Origin of the sequence: Janthinobacterium glycogeni (genome assembly GCF_051380725.1) — a bacterium.
Taxonomy (GTDB): Bacteria; Pseudomonadota; Gammaproteobacteria; order Burkholderiales; family Burkholderiaceae_D; genus Janthinobacterium.
On sequence record NZ_JBNYXP010000001.1, the window covers coordinates 312,073 to 327,407 of the forward strand.

A 15,335-nucleotide genomic window follows, 5' to 3' on the forward strand; every position below is an offset into this window, starting at 1 on the left:
TCTAGCCGATGCGGCCAAATCCTGGCGCCCGCCAGCGGCACGCCGCAGGGGAACTAAACGATGTGGCGCCACTCTAACTTGGCAGGCATCCCCTACAGCACGAGTGCAAGCGACCCTATGGCGCGCAAGAAAATCCTCTTTATGGCCGAGGCAGTGACCCTGGCCCATGTTGGCCGCCCACTGAGCCTGGCCCAGGGCCTGGACGAGGAAGAGTACGAAGTGCACTTCGCCTGCGCCGATGGGTATGACTTTTGTTTCAAGCAAGCCCACTTCCGCCGCTGGCGCATCGACAGTATTTCATCATTGCAATTCCTGCAGGCGTTGGCGCACGGCAAGCCGGTCTATACGGAAAGCACCTTGCACGCGTACGTTGAAGATGACTTACGCCTGCTCAATGCCGCCCAGCCCGATCTCGTGATCGGCGACTTTCGCCTGTCGCTGTCCGTCAGCGCGCGCCTGCAGCGCATTCCCTACATTACCGTCAGCAACGCCTACTGGAGTCCCTACGTGCGCCAGCATTACACGGTGCCCAGTCTGCCCCTGACGGGCGTGCTGCCCATCTGGCTGGCCGATCCCCTGTTTCGCCTGATCCGCCCGCTGGCCTTCGCTTCGCATGCCGTCCCCCTGAACCGCGTGCGCCGGCGCCATGGCCTGCCATCGCTGGGCAGCGACCTGCGTCGCATCTATACGGATGCCGACCGCACCTTGTACGCCGATATTGAGCAGCTGTTCCCGCCGCACGGCATGCCACCCACGCACGACTACCTGGGCCCCATCATCTGGGCGCCGCCGCTCGACTTGCCGGACTGGTGGCAGCGACCTGAACTGAGCAGCGGGCGGCCGATCATCTATGTCACCCTGGGCAGTTCCGGCCAGGGGCAATTGCTGCCGCGCGTGCTGCGCGCGCTGGCGCCCCTGCCCGTCACCGTATTGGCGGCCACGGCCGGCACCATCCGCGTCGATGCCGTGCCGCCGAATGCCTATGTCGCGCCCTTTTTGCCGGGCGATGCAGCCGCCCGGCGCGCCAGCCTGGTGATCTGCAACGGCGGCAGCCCCACCAGTCAGCAGGCGCTGACGGCAGGCGTGCCCGTCATCGGCATCGCCGGCAACCTCGACCAATTCCTCAACATGCACGGCATCGCGGCCGCCGGCGCCGGCCTGCTGCTGCGCGCCGACCGCTTCCAGGAAACCGATTTGCGCCATGCCGCCACGCGCATGCTCGACGATGGCCGGGCCAGGCTGGCGGCGCGTCAGCTGGCCACGGCCATGCGCGTCTATGTGCCAGGGCAACGCTTGCTGTCCCATATGCACGCCCTGCTGGCCTCGTCGCCCCGTGGTGGCCTGCCTTGACGGGCGGCGTCGGTTTTTCTTACAGAGAGTCCGGCAAAGCTTGCATCGCGTCAATAAAAGCACGCCAAGCCCTTGATTTCAAAAGAACCTCATGCGTTGGCATGGAAGTCGCTAGGTACTGGCCATGAGCACCTGCCGACAGGACTCAAACAAGACTTCCAGACTCACTCAACCACGAGGTGAATACCATGAAACTCTCGAAACTGAAACTGCTCCCTGCCGCGGCCGCACTGACCATGCTGTGCGCCGCCGGTAGCGCACAAGCGGGCGCCTACGGCTATTCCTACAATAACATCTTCGGCCTGGTCATCGGCGTGCCAACGGGCCAGATCACCGTGGCCAACAGCACCACGATCTCGCGCAGCACGGCCACCCTGAATGGCGTAAGCGTCATCAACGGCGGCGCCGGTTCGCTCGATGCGCCACGCGCCAATGTCGGCGCCGTCACCAAGGGCGAGAACGACTTCACGCAGCAAGGCCCCTCGGGCAACTATTCGCGCGGCGATGCGCAGATCGTCAGCACGCAGTTCCCCTCGTTCCCGCCCGGCTCCACCTCCACCCAGGCCGTAAACGTGGCCGAGGCCCACTTGGACGGCCCTGCCGGCACAGCCGACGCTTCCGGGCGCAACGGCTCGACTACAGGCTTCTCGGTCGACTTCGTCGTCGGTTCGCCCACGGCGACGCTGAGCTTTGATTTCCTCGCCTCGCCCTTCATGCAGGTCTTCCTGCAAAGTACGGTGGGCGTCCTGTCCACCGCAACGGCCAACCTGGTGGTGACCTTCACCATCACCGACGCCAATGGCGCGACAGTCTTCAACTGGACGCCCGATGGCGCGATTGGCTCTGGCATCTTCGGCGGCACGGAGAACGCCGATGGCGCCAACTTGAACACCAGCCTGGCAACCAATTTCCTGACGCGCGGCAACCTGTTCACCTACGACCCTTCCGGCTGCGGCACGCCGTCCGGCACCGGCGTAGGAACGGGCTGCGGCAGCAACTTCAGCTCCGTCAGCAATGCTTTAACGGCCGGCAACTACACCTTGACCTTGAATGCGGTGGAAAGCGTGGATCTGGTGAAACAGGCGGCGACTCCCGAACCGGGCACCCTGGCCTTGCTGGGCCTGGGCCTCGCTGGCCTGGGCTATGCCCGCCGCCGCAAGGTTGCCGCCTGAACCAGGCAACAGGGGGATTCACAGGCGAGGGAGTTTCCTCGCCTTTTTTTATGCGGCAAGCCTGTCGGTTTTCCTTACAACGCAACCGACCAGGAAATGAGGATTTCATGACTACCTTTTTATGCACCCGACTGCCCATGATCGTGCTGGCCTTGCTGTTGCTGGCGGGCAGCGGCACTGCCAGCGCCGCTGCCTATGGCTATTCCTACACCAGCGTCTTTGGCCTGGTCATCAGCAATCCCACCGGCTCCACTACCTTGATCAGCAATATCGACCTGTCACGCACCACCGCCACCCTCAATGGCAGCGGCGTCATCCATGGCGGCAGCAACCAGATTGACGCCGCGCAAGCGACGCGCGGCGCCGTCAGCAAGGGACAGAATGACTTTACGCAGCAAGGCATGGGCAATGCCTCGTACGCACGGGCCGATGCGCAGATCATCAGTTCGCAGATCCCCCCGTTTCCGCCCGGCTCGACCAGCACACACACGGTGAATGCGGCGGAAACCTACCTGACGGGCGGCGGCAGCGCCGACGCCTTGGGCCGCAACGGTTCCAGCACGGCGATGGCCGTCAATTTCGTCGTCGGTGAGCCAGGCGCGACCCTCGAATTCCAGTTCCAGGCCCTGCCCTTCATGCAACTGTACCTCGATGCCCAGGCTGCCACGGGGTCGGCGGCCAGCACCAACTTGGTGCTCACCTTCAGCATCATCGATGAAAACGGCCAGATCGTCTTCAACTGGGCGCCCGACGGCATCATCGGTTCGGGCATTCTGGGCGGCACCGAGACAAGCGACGGCGCCAATCTGAACACGGGCTACGCGCAAACGCCATTGACCAGTGGCAGCATGTTCACGTATGACCCCACCGGCTGCGGCGCTCCCACAGGCACAGGCACCGGCACGGATTGCAGCGGCCAGTTCAGTGCCGTGACCAACAATCTTGTGGCAGGCAGCTACACGCTGGTGTTGAACATGCTCAACAGCTCCGAACTGCTTTACGTGCCGCCGGATACGCCGATACCGCTGCCGGGCACCTTGCCGCTGCTGGCGGCGGGCCTAGCCGCACTGGCCGCCCTGACGAGACGGCGCCGCCGCTGACACCGCCTCACTGCCCCGGGACAGGCGCGACGAGCAAGTCTGCCAGCGGCCGGCGCAAGGAGCGCGCACTGGCCGCCGGCCCTGCGCCTATGCGCCCGAGGAACACGGCCCGCTCGACCGCCGCCGCGCCCAGCACGGTCTGGCATTGCACGGCCAGCTCCTGCGCCATTTCCTGCATGCCATCGGTACGCGAAAAGGTGCGCCGTTCGCGCACATAGCGGGCAAAGATCAGCGGCGTCAGTTCCGGCTGCAATTGCAGCCCCAGCTGCGTGGCCGTCAGCCAGAAGCGCTGCATGGCGCGGCCGGCCGCCACGTAATCGTCGATATGGCGCGGTGGCGCATCGGCCAGCAGCACGAAATGCGCGGCGCAATACAGGCCCGGCAGCAAGTCCATCTGCAGCCGCGGCGCCAGCGTGCCTGCCAACCAGGTGTTGAAGAAATCCACGCGGCGCCAGCTGTGCATGACCCAGCGCATCAGCCGCGCCGTCATGGCGTCGACGCCGAGCGCCTGTTCAGGGATGCGGTCGGCACTGAAGCGCGCGCCCCATTCGATGACGTCGCGGTGCACCTTGTGCGCTTCGGGCATGGTCAGGCGCAGCTTCGCATTGTCAAACATCAGGCGCGCGCAGGCCAGGCGCGCACGCCCGCCTTCGAACCACTGCACGCCGTAGCCGGGCGGCAAGCTGGCCGCCAGCGTCGCCTTTTCGCTGGCGCGCAGGCTGCGCGTGCTGAGCCGGCGCCGCTGCACGCTGCGGCGCGGCAGGAAGGCCGCCAGCGGATCGGGCAGCATGCCTGGGCTGTCGATCAAACGCACATCAAAGGTAGGCAAGGTGTCGGGCATGGACAAACGCCGGCGCGCTTCCATGCGCAAGCCGTGACAGCTGGCCGCCAGGGCCATGCTTTCAAGCAAGGCGCCCAGCGACAGCTGGCTGGGGTGGCCGTCCAGGTCGTACACGCAATGGCTGCGCGTATCGAAGCCATGCACGACCACGTGCCGCTGGTCCACGACTTCAAAGCGCCACGGCTGCGTATTGTCGCCGCTGGGCGCCCAGCGCGCCTGCTCGAGGATGTTTTCCAGCACGGGATCGTTCAGCAATGCTTGCGCCATTTATGCCCCCTGTGCGGCGCGTCGCCGCCTGATGATGGCCATCGTCAGGCGCTGCAGCGGATGACGATGGCCGCCGGGACGCCAAGTATGCACGAGCTTGTTGCGGTAGGCGTCGAAATGCACGCCGTGCGGCGCCGCCATCACCTTGCCGCGTTTTAATAAAATTTTCAAGGCTTCCGTGGCGGCAGCACCCGCGCACAGCTGGCAGCCCATGATGGTCGATGGCCCGCGCCGCTCCTTCAGGTTGATGGCGGACGGATCGACCAGGTAAGGGGCATGCAGTCCGGCCGGCGCCAGCCCGACGAGGAAGCGCAGGGCCTTCTCTTCTTCGGGCAAGTCGCCCCAGCCAAAATACGCTTCGAACGTCATGCCGCCCGGCATGAAGCTGAGCACGGCTGTGCCCATGCCCAGCGGCGCGGCCGTGATGGCGGGAATACCCAGGCGGGCGCAGGCGGCAAACGTGGCCTGGCGCGCGGGAAAGGCGAAGAAATCCAGGCCGTCCACATACAGGTCGACGCCGGCAAAGAACTCGGCCAGGTTGCTGTCGTGTATGCCGTCGGGAAATTGCTTGATGTCCAGCTCGGGATTGATGTCACGCGCCATCTGCGCCAATACCGCCACCTTGGGCTGGCCCAGGGTGGAGACCATGGCGCCGGCCTGGCGGTTGAAGTTGGCGATATCGAAGGTGTCGAAATCGGCGATGTGAAAAGCGCCGATGCCCAGCCGCGCCAGGGTCAGCAAGTGCACGCCGCCCACGCCGCCCATGCCGGCGATGGCCACGCGCTTGCCGCGCAAGCTGTTTTGCTCCGCCTGCGTGACCCAGCCCAGGTTGCGGGCAAATGCCGCGTGATAGGAAAAACCGTCTGTCATGCTCACCTCTTCTGTGCATCCATTGCGGACGAAAAAGTTTGGACAGGTGAGCCGGGAATAAGTTCCCGCATGACAGAAAAAAAGCGGCTAGCGCGTCAGGCGCCGCTGCACCGCTGCGGGCGCCACGGCGCCCACCTTGAACACGCTGACGATCTGCGCCAGCCCGGCCGCCTGCTCGTTCATGGCCTGCGCCGCCGCCGACGCCTGCTCGACGAGGGCAGAGTTTTGCTGCGTCATGTTATCCATCTCGACGATGGCCTGGTTGATCTGCTCGATGCCGGCGCTCTGCTCGGCGCTGGCCGAGGAAATCTCGGCCACGATATCGGTCACGTGCTGCACGCTGGAGACGACTTTTTCCATCGTTTCGCCCGCCAGCGCCACCAGTTTTTCACCGGCGCCCACTTGCTCGGCGGAACTATCGATCAGTTGCTTGATTTCCTTGGCGGCACTGGCTGAGCGCTGTGCCAGGTTGCGCACCTCGCTGGCCACGACGGCGAAGCCACGGCCCTGCTCGCCCGCACGTGCCGCTTCCACGGCCGCATTCAGGGCCAGGATATTCGTCTGGAAGGCGATGCCGTCGATGACGGCGATGATGTCGCCGATCTTTTTCGACGAGGCATTGATGGCACCCATGGTGTCGACCACCTGGCTCACCACGCCGCCCGCCTGGCTCGCCACTTGCGAGGCAGAAATAGCCAGCTGGTTCGCCTGGCGCGCATTGTCCGCATTCTGGCGCACGGTCGAGGTCATTTCTTCCATGGTCGACGCCGTTTCTTCCAGCGATCCGGCCTGCTGCTCCGTGCGCGCCGACAAGTCGTGGTTGCCCGAGGCGATCTCGCCCGATGCCGTGGAAATCGATTCCGCATCGGTGCGCACCTGGCTCACCAGATGCGCCAGGTTGTCGCGCATGGCCTTGATGGCCATCAGCAAACTGGACGTATCGCCGGGACGCGTCTCGATGTGCGTGGTCAGATCGCCCTGGGCGATTTGCGCCACGATGGCCGCTGCATAGTCGGGTTCACCACCGAGCTGGGCCAGGATGCGGCGCAGCATCAACGCTGCCAGGGCGCCCACCACCAGCATCAGCGCGCCGCCGATGGCCAGCAGCACGCCCGCCTGGGCCCAGAATTTGTGGTTGATGTCATCGATATACGTGCCCGTGCCGATCAGCCAGTCCCACGGTGCAAATTTCACCACCGCATACATCTTCGCCACCGGGTCGGGCACGCCCGGACGCGTGCCATCCGCCTGCACGAGGCCGATGCGGCTGTTGGCCAGCGCGGCGCGATAGCGGTCGCCCGACTGCTTCATGTTCTTTTGCGGCGTGCCGATGCGCGACGCATTCGGATGCACGTACAGCAAGTCGGTGCTGAAATCGCGCACAAAATAATACATCTCGTCCTTGACGAAGCTGCCGATGGCCAGCTTGGCCTGCTGCTGGGCTTGCTCACGCGTGAGCTTGCCCGACTGTTCCAGCGCATACGCCTTTTCCACGGATGCGTTAGCCAGCTCCACCAGCACCGTCAATTGCTCGACGCGCTCGGCCATCATGGTCTGGCGCAGGGAATACAGGGAGAAAGAAGCGATGAGGACGATGCCCAGCAAGGTGCTGAAACACAGGAGGAGAATGCGCGAACGGAGTGTCATGGGTGCCTGGGTAGAAAATAAAGCGTGGAATTATAAACAATTTCCATAAGGAAATCTTTTCAGAAAAGCAAAGCGGGCGGCGCTACCAGGCTGATGCCCGGCAGGCACCGCCCGCTTTGTTATTACTCGCTCGTTAATGGAGCTTCACGCCAAGGCTTCCTTGGCCGCCTCTTCCGGTGTCAAGCCGTCGTAAAACTGGTCGGTAAACCACTCGACCTGCTCTTCGATATGGTCCTGCGCCTGCGCCACCGTGGCGCCGCCAGCCACGAGGAAGCCTTCGACCTCGATACACCAGTTGATCAATTCCAGGGTTTCCGGATCGAGTTCTTCTTTCTTAGCCATCGTATGTCCTTGCCTGTTAAATTGCGATATCACATCAATCAGCGCCAGTTTAACAGCTTCGCCACCTTGCCGCGCCTGCAGCTCAACAATGAAGATTACTTGGCTGCAATATTTTTACGTTCCGGATACAGCACCACCTGCACATAATTGTGCAGATCCAGGTAGCGCTGCGCCGCCAGTTTGACGGCTTGCGGCGTGATGGCGCGCACGCGCTGCTCGTAGCGCAGGATGTGCGCGGGGTCGCGTCCCTGCGTCACCGAACCCATCAACTGATTCATCCAGTAGTTGTTTTCCCGCAGGGATTTCTGCTGGCGCGTGATCCAGTTCAGCTTGACCTTTTCCAGGTCGGCCGCGGATGGCCCGTCCGCCTTCATCTTGCTGATTTCGGCAAAGGCGGCGGCGATCACCTTGTCCACGTTTTCCGGTCCCGTCGGCAAGTTCAAGGCCACCGAATAATGGCCGTACGGATGCTGGCCCATCGAGGTTTCAAAGCCGCCGCCATAGATCATGCTCATCTTTTCGCGCAGCACTTCGATGACTTTCAGGTTCAGCACCTCGCCCAGCGCCTGCAGGGTCAGCTTTTGCTCGTCCGAATACGCGACGTCGCCATTGAAGGTGATGGAAATCGTACTCTTGGGCTCGCTGCCCATATAGATATCCTTCTTGACGACGCCCGTCACCGGGCGCATGCCCACGTCGCGGTAGGCGTGCGCCACCTCGCCCACGGGCAAGGTGCCCAGGTAGCTGGCGATCAGCGGCTTGATCTTGTCGAGCTCGAAGCTGCCCGCAAAGATGAAGGTCATGTCGCGCGCGCTGGAAAAGCGCTGGCGGAAGATGTCCAGAGAACGGTCCAGGGCCACCTTGTCGAAATCGGCCACGCGGGGCACGCCGTCGACGCGCGGATGGTCGCCATACATGGCGTGCTGGACGGCGTCGTAAAACACGGCTTCCGGCTGCGCCATGCTGTTTTTCGCCAGGTCCTGCTGCTTGCCGATGAAGGACTGGTACAGGCCCGCATCCTTGCGCACGTCGTGGAAATACAGGTACACGAGCTGCAGCATGGCTTCCACGTCGGCGCTGCTGGCCGAGCCGCCAAAGCCTTCGCTCAGTTCGCCCAGCGAGGCGCCCACGTTGACCGTCTTGCCGGCCAACACTTTTTGCAAGTCCAGCGGCGCCAAATCCTTCAGCCCCATGCTGCCGACCACGGCGCTGGCGTAGCGGGCGTTGTAGATGTCGGCGTCGCCGAACAGCGACTGGCCGCCGAAGCGCGTCGAGCCCATCAGCACCTGGTCATTCTTGAAGTCCGTCGGTTTGAGCAGCACGCGCACGCCATTGCCCAGGGTCAGTTCCGTCACGCCGATGGCGCTGTTCAGTTTTTCCGCAACGATGCTGCCGCCGGCCGGCGGACCGTCCATCAGTTTACTGGCAAGCACTTTCTCCGTGCGCGGCTCGACCTTCTGCTGCTCGGCCTTCGCCACGGCGTCGAGCAATTGCTGCTGCGTCGGCACAGTCGAGGCCGCGTCGCCCGCTTTCGGTTCGCCCCCCATGAAGACCACCAGCTTCTTTTGCTGGTCGGGAATCACCTTGGCCACCGTCTCGTTGATTTCCTGCAGCGTTACCTGCGGCAAGAGTTCCTGCGCGTACAGCAGTTCATTGGCGATGCCGGGGACGGCTTCCTGCTCCAGGAAGTTGCGCGAATACTCGGCCACAAAACCGGCCGAGTCGGACTTGTCGCGCTCGCTGTACGCGCGCTCGTAATTGCGCAGCATGTTCTTGCGCGCGCGGTCCAGCTCATCCTGGCTGAAACCGAAGCGGCGCGCCCGCTCGTCTTCCTGCACCAGCGCATCGACGGCCGGCTGCAAGCCGCCCTTGCCCAGCAAGGCATATGCGCTGAACGATTCATAGCCGCGCACCAGCTTGCCCATGCTGCTGCCGCCCTGGATGAACGGAGGATTGGCCTGCTGCGTCAATTCCTGCATGCGCGCGCTGAGCATTTGCCCATACAGGTTTTCGATCATCTGGCGGCGGTAGTCGGCAATGGTGACGGGTTCCTGCGCGGCGCGGATCGGGTAGCGGATGAAGACGCTGTCGTCCGGCGCTTCCTTGTCCGTGATCACCAGCGCTTCCGTTTGCGAGCGCTGCGGCACTTCCGCATACAGGCGCGGACGCGGTTTCGCGGGGTTCTTCAGCTTGCCGAAATGCTGGCGGATCAGCTTTTCAGCCTGGCCCGGCTCCACGTCGCCGACCACCATCACGGCCATCAGGTCGGGACGGTACCAATCCTTGTAGAAACGCTTGATGGCTTCCGGCTTGAAGGTTTTCAGCACGGATTCCTTGCCGATCGGCATGCGTTCCGCGTAGCGCGAACCATTCAGCAGCTTCGGATACAGCACCTTGTTCATGCGGTCGCTGGCGCCCTTGCCCAGGCGCGCCTCTTCCAGCACGATGCCGCGCTCGCTGTTGATGTCGGCCGGATTGAATTTCAAGCCATGCGCCCAGTCTTCCAGCACGAGAAAACCCTTTTCCAGGTTTTCCTTCTTGTTCGTCGGAATCGGCAGCACGTACACGGTTTCATCGAAACTCGTGTAGGCATTCAAGTCGGCGCCGAACTTCACGCCGATCGATTGCAAATAGGAAATCAGCTCATTGCGCTTGAAATGCGTGGAGCCATTGAAGGCCATGTGCTCCGTGAAATGGGCGAGGCCCTGCTGGTCATCGTCTTCCAGAATGGAGCCGGCTTTGACCACCAGGCGCAGTTCCACTTTCTGCGCAGGGCGGGCATTTTTCTTGATGTAGTAGGTCAAGCCGTTCGGCAATTTTCCGACGGTCACTTCTGGTGCCAGCGGCAGGGGATCGCTCAAACGGATTTCCGCCTGTGCCAGGCAGGCGCACGCCAGCAAGACGGCGCCCGGGATCAGGCGTAATTTACTCAGCTTCATGTATTCTCAACGGTAAGATTCAGTAGGCATACCTTACACTGAAATCGTGTTTCCGCCATTAAAAACAACTTAGGAAAAATTGCTTTTCCCAGGCAACTTTGCCGAATGACAAACTCAACAGCACCCTGCCAGCTTTTGTCAGTTGTGCTAAAGTATTGCCGCCGGTCATGTGGACCGGCACAACAACGTCTTCGGGGCGGGGTGCGATTCCCCACCGGCGGTAAGACCGGCAACGGTCAAGCCCGCGAGCGCTTGTCAGGTTTCGCCTGATGAGGTCAGCAGATCTGGTGTGACTCCAGAGCCGACGGTATAGTCCGGATGAAAGAAGATGTGCAGTAGTGTGATGTCCCATCGCCACGGCGATGCGGCCAGTTGCGTCTATTCGCTTGCCCTGCAGCGTTTTTCGCCTATGCGAGGAGCGTTTCACCATGTTAGTCAACAGCTATACCCTGCTTTCCAACGACCTCGAAGGTCGCATCCAGTCCGCCCTGGCCGCCATGCGCGCCGGCATCCCTGTCATTCTGCTCGACGATTTCGACCGTGAAAACGAGGCCGACCTGATCCTGTCTGCCGAGAAACTGACGAACGAAACCATGGCTTTGCTGATCCGCGAATGCAGCGGCATCGTTTGCCTGTGCCTGCCGACGGACGTCGTCAGCGCGCTGGAATTGCCGCCCATGTCGTCCGATAACGGCAGCCGCTACGGCACGCCGTTCACCGTCTCCATCGAGGCGCGCGACGGCGTCACGACGGGCGTGTCGGCCGCCGACCGCGTGACCACCATCCGCGCCGCCATCGCGCCGGACGCCAAGCCCGCCGACCTGGTGCGCCCCGGCCACGTCTTCCCCCTGCGCGCCGCGCCCGGCGGCGTGCTCGAGCGCCGTGGCCACACCGAAGGCTCCGTCGACCTGTCGCGCATGGCGGGCCTGAACCCGGCCGCCGTGCTGTGCGAGCTGATGAACCCGGACGGCACCATGATGCGCGGCGACGACATCGAGCGCTTCGCCGAGCTGCATGGCATGCCCATTCTGACCATCGAAGAACTGGTGGAATGGCGCAGCACGCGCGAGCAATAAACCTGCGTCAGACAGCGGCCACGGCCTTCGGCAGATGCACATGCCGATAGACGAGGCCTGCCGCCAGCCCGTACGCGACGGCGATCGTCGCGTAGGCCAGCGGCAAGCGCAACGACCAGTCCGGCACCATGTGCAGGATGCTGCCGATCAGGGCCACGCCCACGAGCGCACCAATTTGCCGGTTCGCATTCAGGGCCGCCGCCGCGCTGTTCGCATGCTGCTTGCCGGCCACCCGCATCACGGTGGCCGTCATGGCGGGAATGGCGATGCCGATGGCCACGTTCATGACGGCCGTGCCCAGCGCCAGCAAGGCGTAGGGCGTCGCGGGACGCAAGCCCATCAGCAGCAGCGCCATCACGGCGCCCACCAGCAGGCCGGCCAGCATGGGCCAGCGCGTGCCATGGCGTGCCGCAATACTTCCCGCCATGAAATTTCCCACCGTATAGGCCGCCATCATGGGCAGCAAGCGCAAGCCCGACTGCAAGGCATCGGCGCCGCCCGATTGCTGCAGGAACAGGCTCAATAAAAACAGCTGGCCGAAGACGCAGAAATTGATCAGGAAACCTACGCCATTGGCCGCGCCAAAGCTGCTGCTGTGAAACAGTGCGCGCGGCAGCAGCGGATGGCTGCCGCTGCGCTCGCGCCGCAGCAATTGCCAGGCCGACAGCACCGCCAGCGCGCCCGCCGCCAGCACGCCCGGCGACAGCCAGCCCAGCACGGGGCCTTCGATCAAGGTAAAACTCAGGCCCGCCAGCGCCGCCACGCCGAGCGCATGGCTGAACAGCGACAGATCGCGCGGCTGGCGCGCCGGCGCGGCCAGCAACAGCTGCGCCATGACGATGGCCAGCACGCCCAGCGGCACATTTACCCAGAACACGCTGCGCCAGCCGAACTGGTGCACGAGGATGCCGCCGATCAAGGGGCCGGACGCGCCCGCCACGCCCACCAGCGCCGACCAGGCGCCCAGCATGCGCGTGCGTTCGCGCTCGTCGTCAAAGCTGTGCGTGAGCAGGCTGAGCGAACTGGGCATGAACAGGGCCGCGCCCGCGCCCTGCAGCAAACGCGCGGCCGTCAGAAAATGTCCGTCGGGCGCGGCGCCGCACAGGACCGAGCCGAGGAGGAAGACACCGAGGCCGCCCTGGTACACGGCTTTCGGGCCGTAGCGGTCGGCCAGCGCGCCGCCGGCCAGCAGCAGCGCGGCAAACGTCAGGGTGTAGCCGTCGACCACCCAGACCAGGCCCGTCAGCGGGATATTCAAGTCCAGCGCGATATCGGACAGGGCCACGTTGACGGCCGTGACGTCGAGCATGGCCATGACGAAGCCGAAGGCCAGGGTCAGCAGGATCAAGCCGCTGGCGCGGTGCGGTGTGGGGGCAGACATGGTATTCCTTGCAGGGACGGGGGCAGCCATTATGCGAGCGTTGCATGATGCAGTAAACAGGCATAAAATCGGCGCAGCGATGCAAAAATGCATCTAATTAACGACAAGGAAACACGCCATGGACTGGGCTTATGGACTGGGATAACGCGCGCATCTTTCTGGCCATCGGCCGCGCCGGCACCCTGCGCGGCGCGGCGGCCCTGCTGCGCATCGACCAGGCCACGTGCGGGCGCCGCCTGGCCGCGCTGGAAAGCTCGCTGGGCGCCACCCTGTTCCTGCGCACGCCATCGGGCTACGTGCCCACGCCGGCCGGCGAACTGGCCTTGAACGCGGCCGAAGCGATGGAGCGGGCCGCCGACAAGCTGCAGCGCGAGATGCAGGGCGTCGACAACCGTTTAAGCGGCCTGGTGCGCGTGGCCACCACCGACACCATGGCCAGCCATTTCGTCATCCGCGCCATGCAGCGGCTGCATGCGGCCCACCCCGACATCCGCATCGTGCTCAACGTGGCGCCCGCGCTGGCCAGCCTGACGCGGCGCGAAGCGGACCTGGCCGTGCGCGGCGTGCGCCCCACCGACCCGGACCTGATCTCGCGCCACCTAGTCAAGCGCAGCCTGGGCCTGTACGCCTCAACAAGCTACCTGGCCGAACGGGGCGAGCCCGTGCGCGGCACGGCGCTGGCCGGCCACGACATCGTCATCTACCACCATTCCGTGACGCCGCGCCATGCGGACAAGATCGCCGGCGAATCCGTCGCCAACGCCCGGGTCGCCATGGAAGTGAACTCGGCGGCGATGCTGCAGGAAGCCACGCGCGCGGGCCTGGGCGTGGCCGAACTGGCCACCCACCTGGGCGACATCGACCCGCAGCTCGTGCGCATCTGGCCCGAGCGGGCGGAAACGTATGACGTGTGGCTGGTCATGCATGCGGACCTGAACCGTTCTGCCCGCGTGCGGGCGGCGGCCGATGCCATCATCGCCAGCGTGGGCACCGCCAGCGCCGCCTGACAGGCGCGCACAATAGTGCCGAAAAGAAACTTTCTTTTTGATAATTCTGATAAAATCCGTCCCCCCGCCGCGCACAGCCGCCGCCACCGCCGCGGGATCCCTCAATCCCCCTGGAGAATTTTTATGCTTATCTGGCAAGGCTTCGGCATACTCGCCCCCCTGATCTGTTTTATCGTCGTACTGGCCGCACAGGCGCTGTTTGGCGCCACCCTGGGCGAGGCCTACACGAAGAGCCACACATGGACCCTGGCCCTGGCCTTCCTGCTGGCAGCTGCCGCCAGCTGGTATGCGGGCGTGCGCCTGAACAGCGCGCCCGGACGCGAACTGATCGACCCGGCCACGCAGGAAAGAGTCATCCTGCGCCAGCGCCACACCCTGTTCTGGATTCCGATGCAATACATCGCCGTGCTGATGGTCGTGATGGCCGGCTTCGCCCTGTTTGAATAAGCGATAGGCGCGCACGCCTGACGTGCCCGGCGGGCGGGCTGATGTTAAGATGCCATGATGACCCTATCCGTCTCCCTCATCATCAGCCTGCGCCGCCTGCACCGGGCCACCATGGCCTGGCTGGTCAGCTGGTGGCGCATGCTGCATTTCGCCATCCTCGTGTTTTCGCTGGCCCTGTCGCCATCGAGCTATAACCGCGACAACCGCCCCATCCTCGCGCACCGGCTGGTGACGAACACGGCGCCCAATCTCGTCTGGTTCAGCGTCGCCTGCGCGCTCGTCAGCCTGGTGCTGATCCGCATCGTCGTCGTCAGCGCGCAAAGCTACGGCCTGTCGCGCTATGCGCTGGAAATGGTGGTGCGCGTGCTGGTGCTGGAACTGATCCCGCTGACGGCCGCCCTGTTCGTCGCCCTGCGCCTGACCCTGCCGGACGGCATTGCCTTTGCGCAAATGCGCTCTTCCGGCATGCTCGACACCATGCAGCGCCAGGGCGTCGACCTGCTGCGCCGCGAATACTTTCCACGCGTCATGTCCGGCATCTTTGCCGTGTGGATGCTGGCCATCGTCAGCTGCGTCACCTCGCTGATCCTCGCCTATCTCACCATCTACGGTTTCACGCCGTGGGCGCTGCAAGGCTACACGCGCGTGGTGGGGCAAATCTTCAATCCGGCCGTGGCCCTGATCCTGATGCTCAAGGTGATCTTCTTCAGCTTTGCCGTGGCCCTGATTCCGCTGGCCTCCTCGTACTACCCGGAAGAGCCGCACGGCCGGCGCAACCGCCTGTGGGCCGCGCACGGCCTGTCCGAAATGCTGCGCCTGTTTTCCGTCATCCTGCTGGTCGAAGTGGCTTCGCTGATGGGCAATTACTACTGATGCCCCGCCCGCCACCGCCAGCG

The 15,335-nt window shown here is 64.0% G+C and carries 13 protein-coding genes and 1 riboswitch; of the genes, 7 read left to right on the plus strand and 6 right to left on the minus strand.

What is annotated here, in order from left to right; translation table 11 throughout:
* Window positions 1-117: 117 nt before the first annotated feature.
* The 3 genes from ACQ4W4_RS01460 to ACQ4W4_RS01470 all read left to right on the plus strand — a co-directional run bounded on the left by ACQ4W4_RS01460 (window position 118) and on the right by ACQ4W4_RS01470 (window position 3,622).
* A complete protein-coding gene (locus tag ACQ4W4_RS01460) occupies window positions 118-1,350 on the plus strand; it encodes a nucleotide disphospho-sugar-binding domain-containing protein (RefSeq protein WP_436540492.1) in 1,233 nt (410 codons plus the stop codon).
* Between the two features lie 188 nt (window positions 1,351-1,538).
* The gene (locus ACQ4W4_RS01465; protein WP_436540493.1) at window positions 1,539-2,522 is read left to right on the plus strand and encodes an EDSAP-1 family PEP-CTERM protein; all 984 of its coding nucleotides are present in this window, start codon (window positions 1,539-1,541) and stop codon (window positions 2,520-2,522) included.
* A gap of 107 nt (window positions 2,523-2,629) precedes the next feature.
* A complete protein-coding gene (locus ACQ4W4_RS01470) occupies window positions 2,630-3,622 on the plus strand; it encodes an EDSAP-1 family PEP-CTERM protein (RefSeq protein ID WP_436540494.1) in 993 nt (330 codons plus the stop codon).
* 7 nt (window positions 3,623-3,629) lie between these two features.
* On the opposite strand, the gene ACQ4W4_RS01475 is transcribed toward ACQ4W4_RS01470, so the two are convergent.
* From ACQ4W4_RS01475 to ACQ4W4_RS01495, 5 genes are all read right to left on the minus strand, one after another.
* Entirely contained in the window at window positions 3,630-4,730 is a 1,101-nt protein-coding gene (locus ACQ4W4_RS01475; protein WP_436540495.1) for a nitroreductase family protein, read from the minus strand.
* Window positions 4,731-5,600 (minus strand): ThiF family adenylyltransferase, encoded by an 870-nt coding sequence (locus ACQ4W4_RS01480; protein WP_436540496.1) that lies wholly within the window; start codon window positions 5,598-5,600, stop codon window positions 4,731-4,733.
* 87 nt (window positions 5,601-5,687) lie between these two features.
* Window positions 5,688-7,247 (minus strand): methyl-accepting chemotaxis protein, encoded by a 1,560-nt coding sequence (locus ACQ4W4_RS01485; RefSeq protein WP_436540497.1) that lies wholly within the window; start codon window positions 7,245-7,247, stop codon window positions 5,688-5,690.
* A 144-nt stretch (window positions 7,248-7,391) separates the two neighbouring features.
* Window positions 7,392-7,589: a hypothetical protein gene (locus tag ACQ4W4_RS01490; RefSeq protein ID WP_010399555.1), complete on the minus strand. Its 198-nt coding sequence runs from the start codon at window positions 7,587-7,589 to the stop codon at window positions 7,392-7,394.
* A gap of 95 nt (window positions 7,590-7,684) precedes the next feature.
* Window positions 7,685-10,528, minus strand: a complete 2,844-nt coding sequence (locus ACQ4W4_RS01495) for a M16 family metallopeptidase (protein ID WP_436540498.1) — start codon at window positions 10,526-10,528, stop codon at window positions 7,685-7,687.
* Window positions 10,529-10,711: 183 nt separating this feature from the next.
* Window positions 10,712-10,862: riboswitch (FMN riboswitch) on the plus strand.
* A gap of 94 nt (window positions 10,863-10,956) precedes the next feature.
* Here ACQ4W4_RS01495 and ribB point away from each other — a divergent pair.
* Window positions 10,957-11,604 (plus strand): 3,4-dihydroxy-2-butanone-4-phosphate synthase, encoded by a 648-nt coding sequence (gene ribB / locus ACQ4W4_RS01500; RefSeq protein ID WP_070223924.1) that lies wholly within the window; start codon window positions 10,957-10,959, stop codon window positions 11,602-11,604.
* Window positions 11,605-11,611: 7 nt separating this feature from the next.
* Here ribB and ACQ4W4_RS01505 read toward each other — a convergent pair whose 3' ends face one another.
* Window positions 11,612-12,985 carry an MFS transporter gene (locus tag ACQ4W4_RS01505; RefSeq protein ID WP_436540499.1) on the minus strand — a complete coding sequence of 458 codons (1,374 nt, stop codon included), beginning with the start codon at window positions 12,983-12,985 and terminating at the stop codon, window positions 11,612-11,614.
* A gap of 131 nt (window positions 12,986-13,116) precedes the next feature.
* On the opposite strand from ACQ4W4_RS01505, the gene ACQ4W4_RS01510 reads away from it, so the two are divergent.
* From ACQ4W4_RS01510 to ACQ4W4_RS01520, 3 genes are all read left to right on the plus strand, one after another.
* Window positions 13,117-13,992 carry a LysR family transcriptional regulator gene (locus tag ACQ4W4_RS01510; RefSeq protein WP_436540500.1) on the plus strand — a complete coding sequence of 292 codons (876 nt, stop codon included), beginning with the start codon at window positions 13,117-13,119 and terminating at the stop codon, window positions 13,990-13,992.
* A 123-nt stretch (window positions 13,993-14,115) separates the two neighbouring features.
* Window positions 14,116-14,439: a hypothetical protein gene (locus ACQ4W4_RS01515; RefSeq protein WP_436540501.1), complete on the plus strand. Its 324-nt coding sequence runs from the start codon at window positions 14,116-14,118 to the stop codon at window positions 14,437-14,439.
* Window positions 14,440-14,496: 57 nt separating this feature from the next.
* Complete coding sequence (locus tag ACQ4W4_RS01520) at window positions 14,497-15,312, plus strand: MlaE family ABC transporter permease (protein ID WP_326459428.1); 816 nt, start codon at window positions 14,497-14,499, stop codon at window positions 15,310-15,312.
* Window positions 15,313-15,335 lie beyond the last annotated feature (23 nt).

Coding starts and splice junctions, on each gene's coding strand:
- ACQ4W4_RS01490 (WP_010399555.1), bottom strand. CDS start 7,589: ATGGCTAAGAAAGAAGAACTCGATCCGGAAACCCTGGAATTGATCAAC.
- ACQ4W4_RS01480 (WP_436540496.1), bottom strand. CDS start 5,600: ATGACAGACGGTTTTTCCTATCACGCGGCATTTGCCCGCAACCTGGGC.
- ACQ4W4_RS01485 (WP_436540497.1), bottom strand. CDS start 7,247: ATGACACTCCGTTCGCGCATTCTCCTCCTGTGTTTCAGCACCTTGCTG.
- ACQ4W4_RS01465 (WP_436540493.1), top strand. CDS start 1,539: ATGAAACTCTCGAAACTGAAACTGCTCCCTGCCGCGGCCGCACTGACC.
- ACQ4W4_RS01515 (WP_436540501.1), top strand. CDS start 14,116: ATGCTTATCTGGCAAGGCTTCGGCATACTCGCCCCCCTGATCTGTTTT.
- ACQ4W4_RS01505 (WP_436540499.1), bottom strand. CDS start 12,985: ATGTCTGCCCCCACACCGCACCGCGCCAGCGGCTTGATCCTGCTGACC.
- ACQ4W4_RS01495 (WP_436540498.1), bottom strand. CDS start 10,528: ATGAAGCTGAGTAAATTACGCCTGATCCCGGGCGCCGTCTTGCTGGCG.
- ACQ4W4_RS01520 (WP_326459428.1), top strand. CDS start 14,497: ATGACCCTATCCGTCTCCCTCATCATCAGCCTGCGCCGCCTGCACCGG.
- ACQ4W4_RS01470 (WP_436540494.1), top strand. CDS start 2,630: ATGACTACCTTTTTATGCACCCGACTGCCCATGATCGTGCTGGCCTTG.
- ribB (WP_070223924.1), top strand. CDS start 10,957: ATGTTAGTCAACAGCTATACCCTGCTTTCCAACGACCTCGAAGGTCGC.
- ACQ4W4_RS01510 (WP_436540500.1), top strand. CDS start 13,117: ATGGACTGGGATAACGCGCGCATCTTTCTGGCCATCGGCCGCGCCGGC.
- ACQ4W4_RS01475 (WP_436540495.1), bottom strand. CDS start 4,730: ATGGCGCAAGCATTGCTGAACGATCCCGTGCTGGAAAACATCCTCGAG.
- ACQ4W4_RS01460 (WP_436540492.1), top strand. CDS start 118: ATGGCGCGCAAGAAAATCCTCTTTATGGCCGAGGCAGTGACCCTGGCC.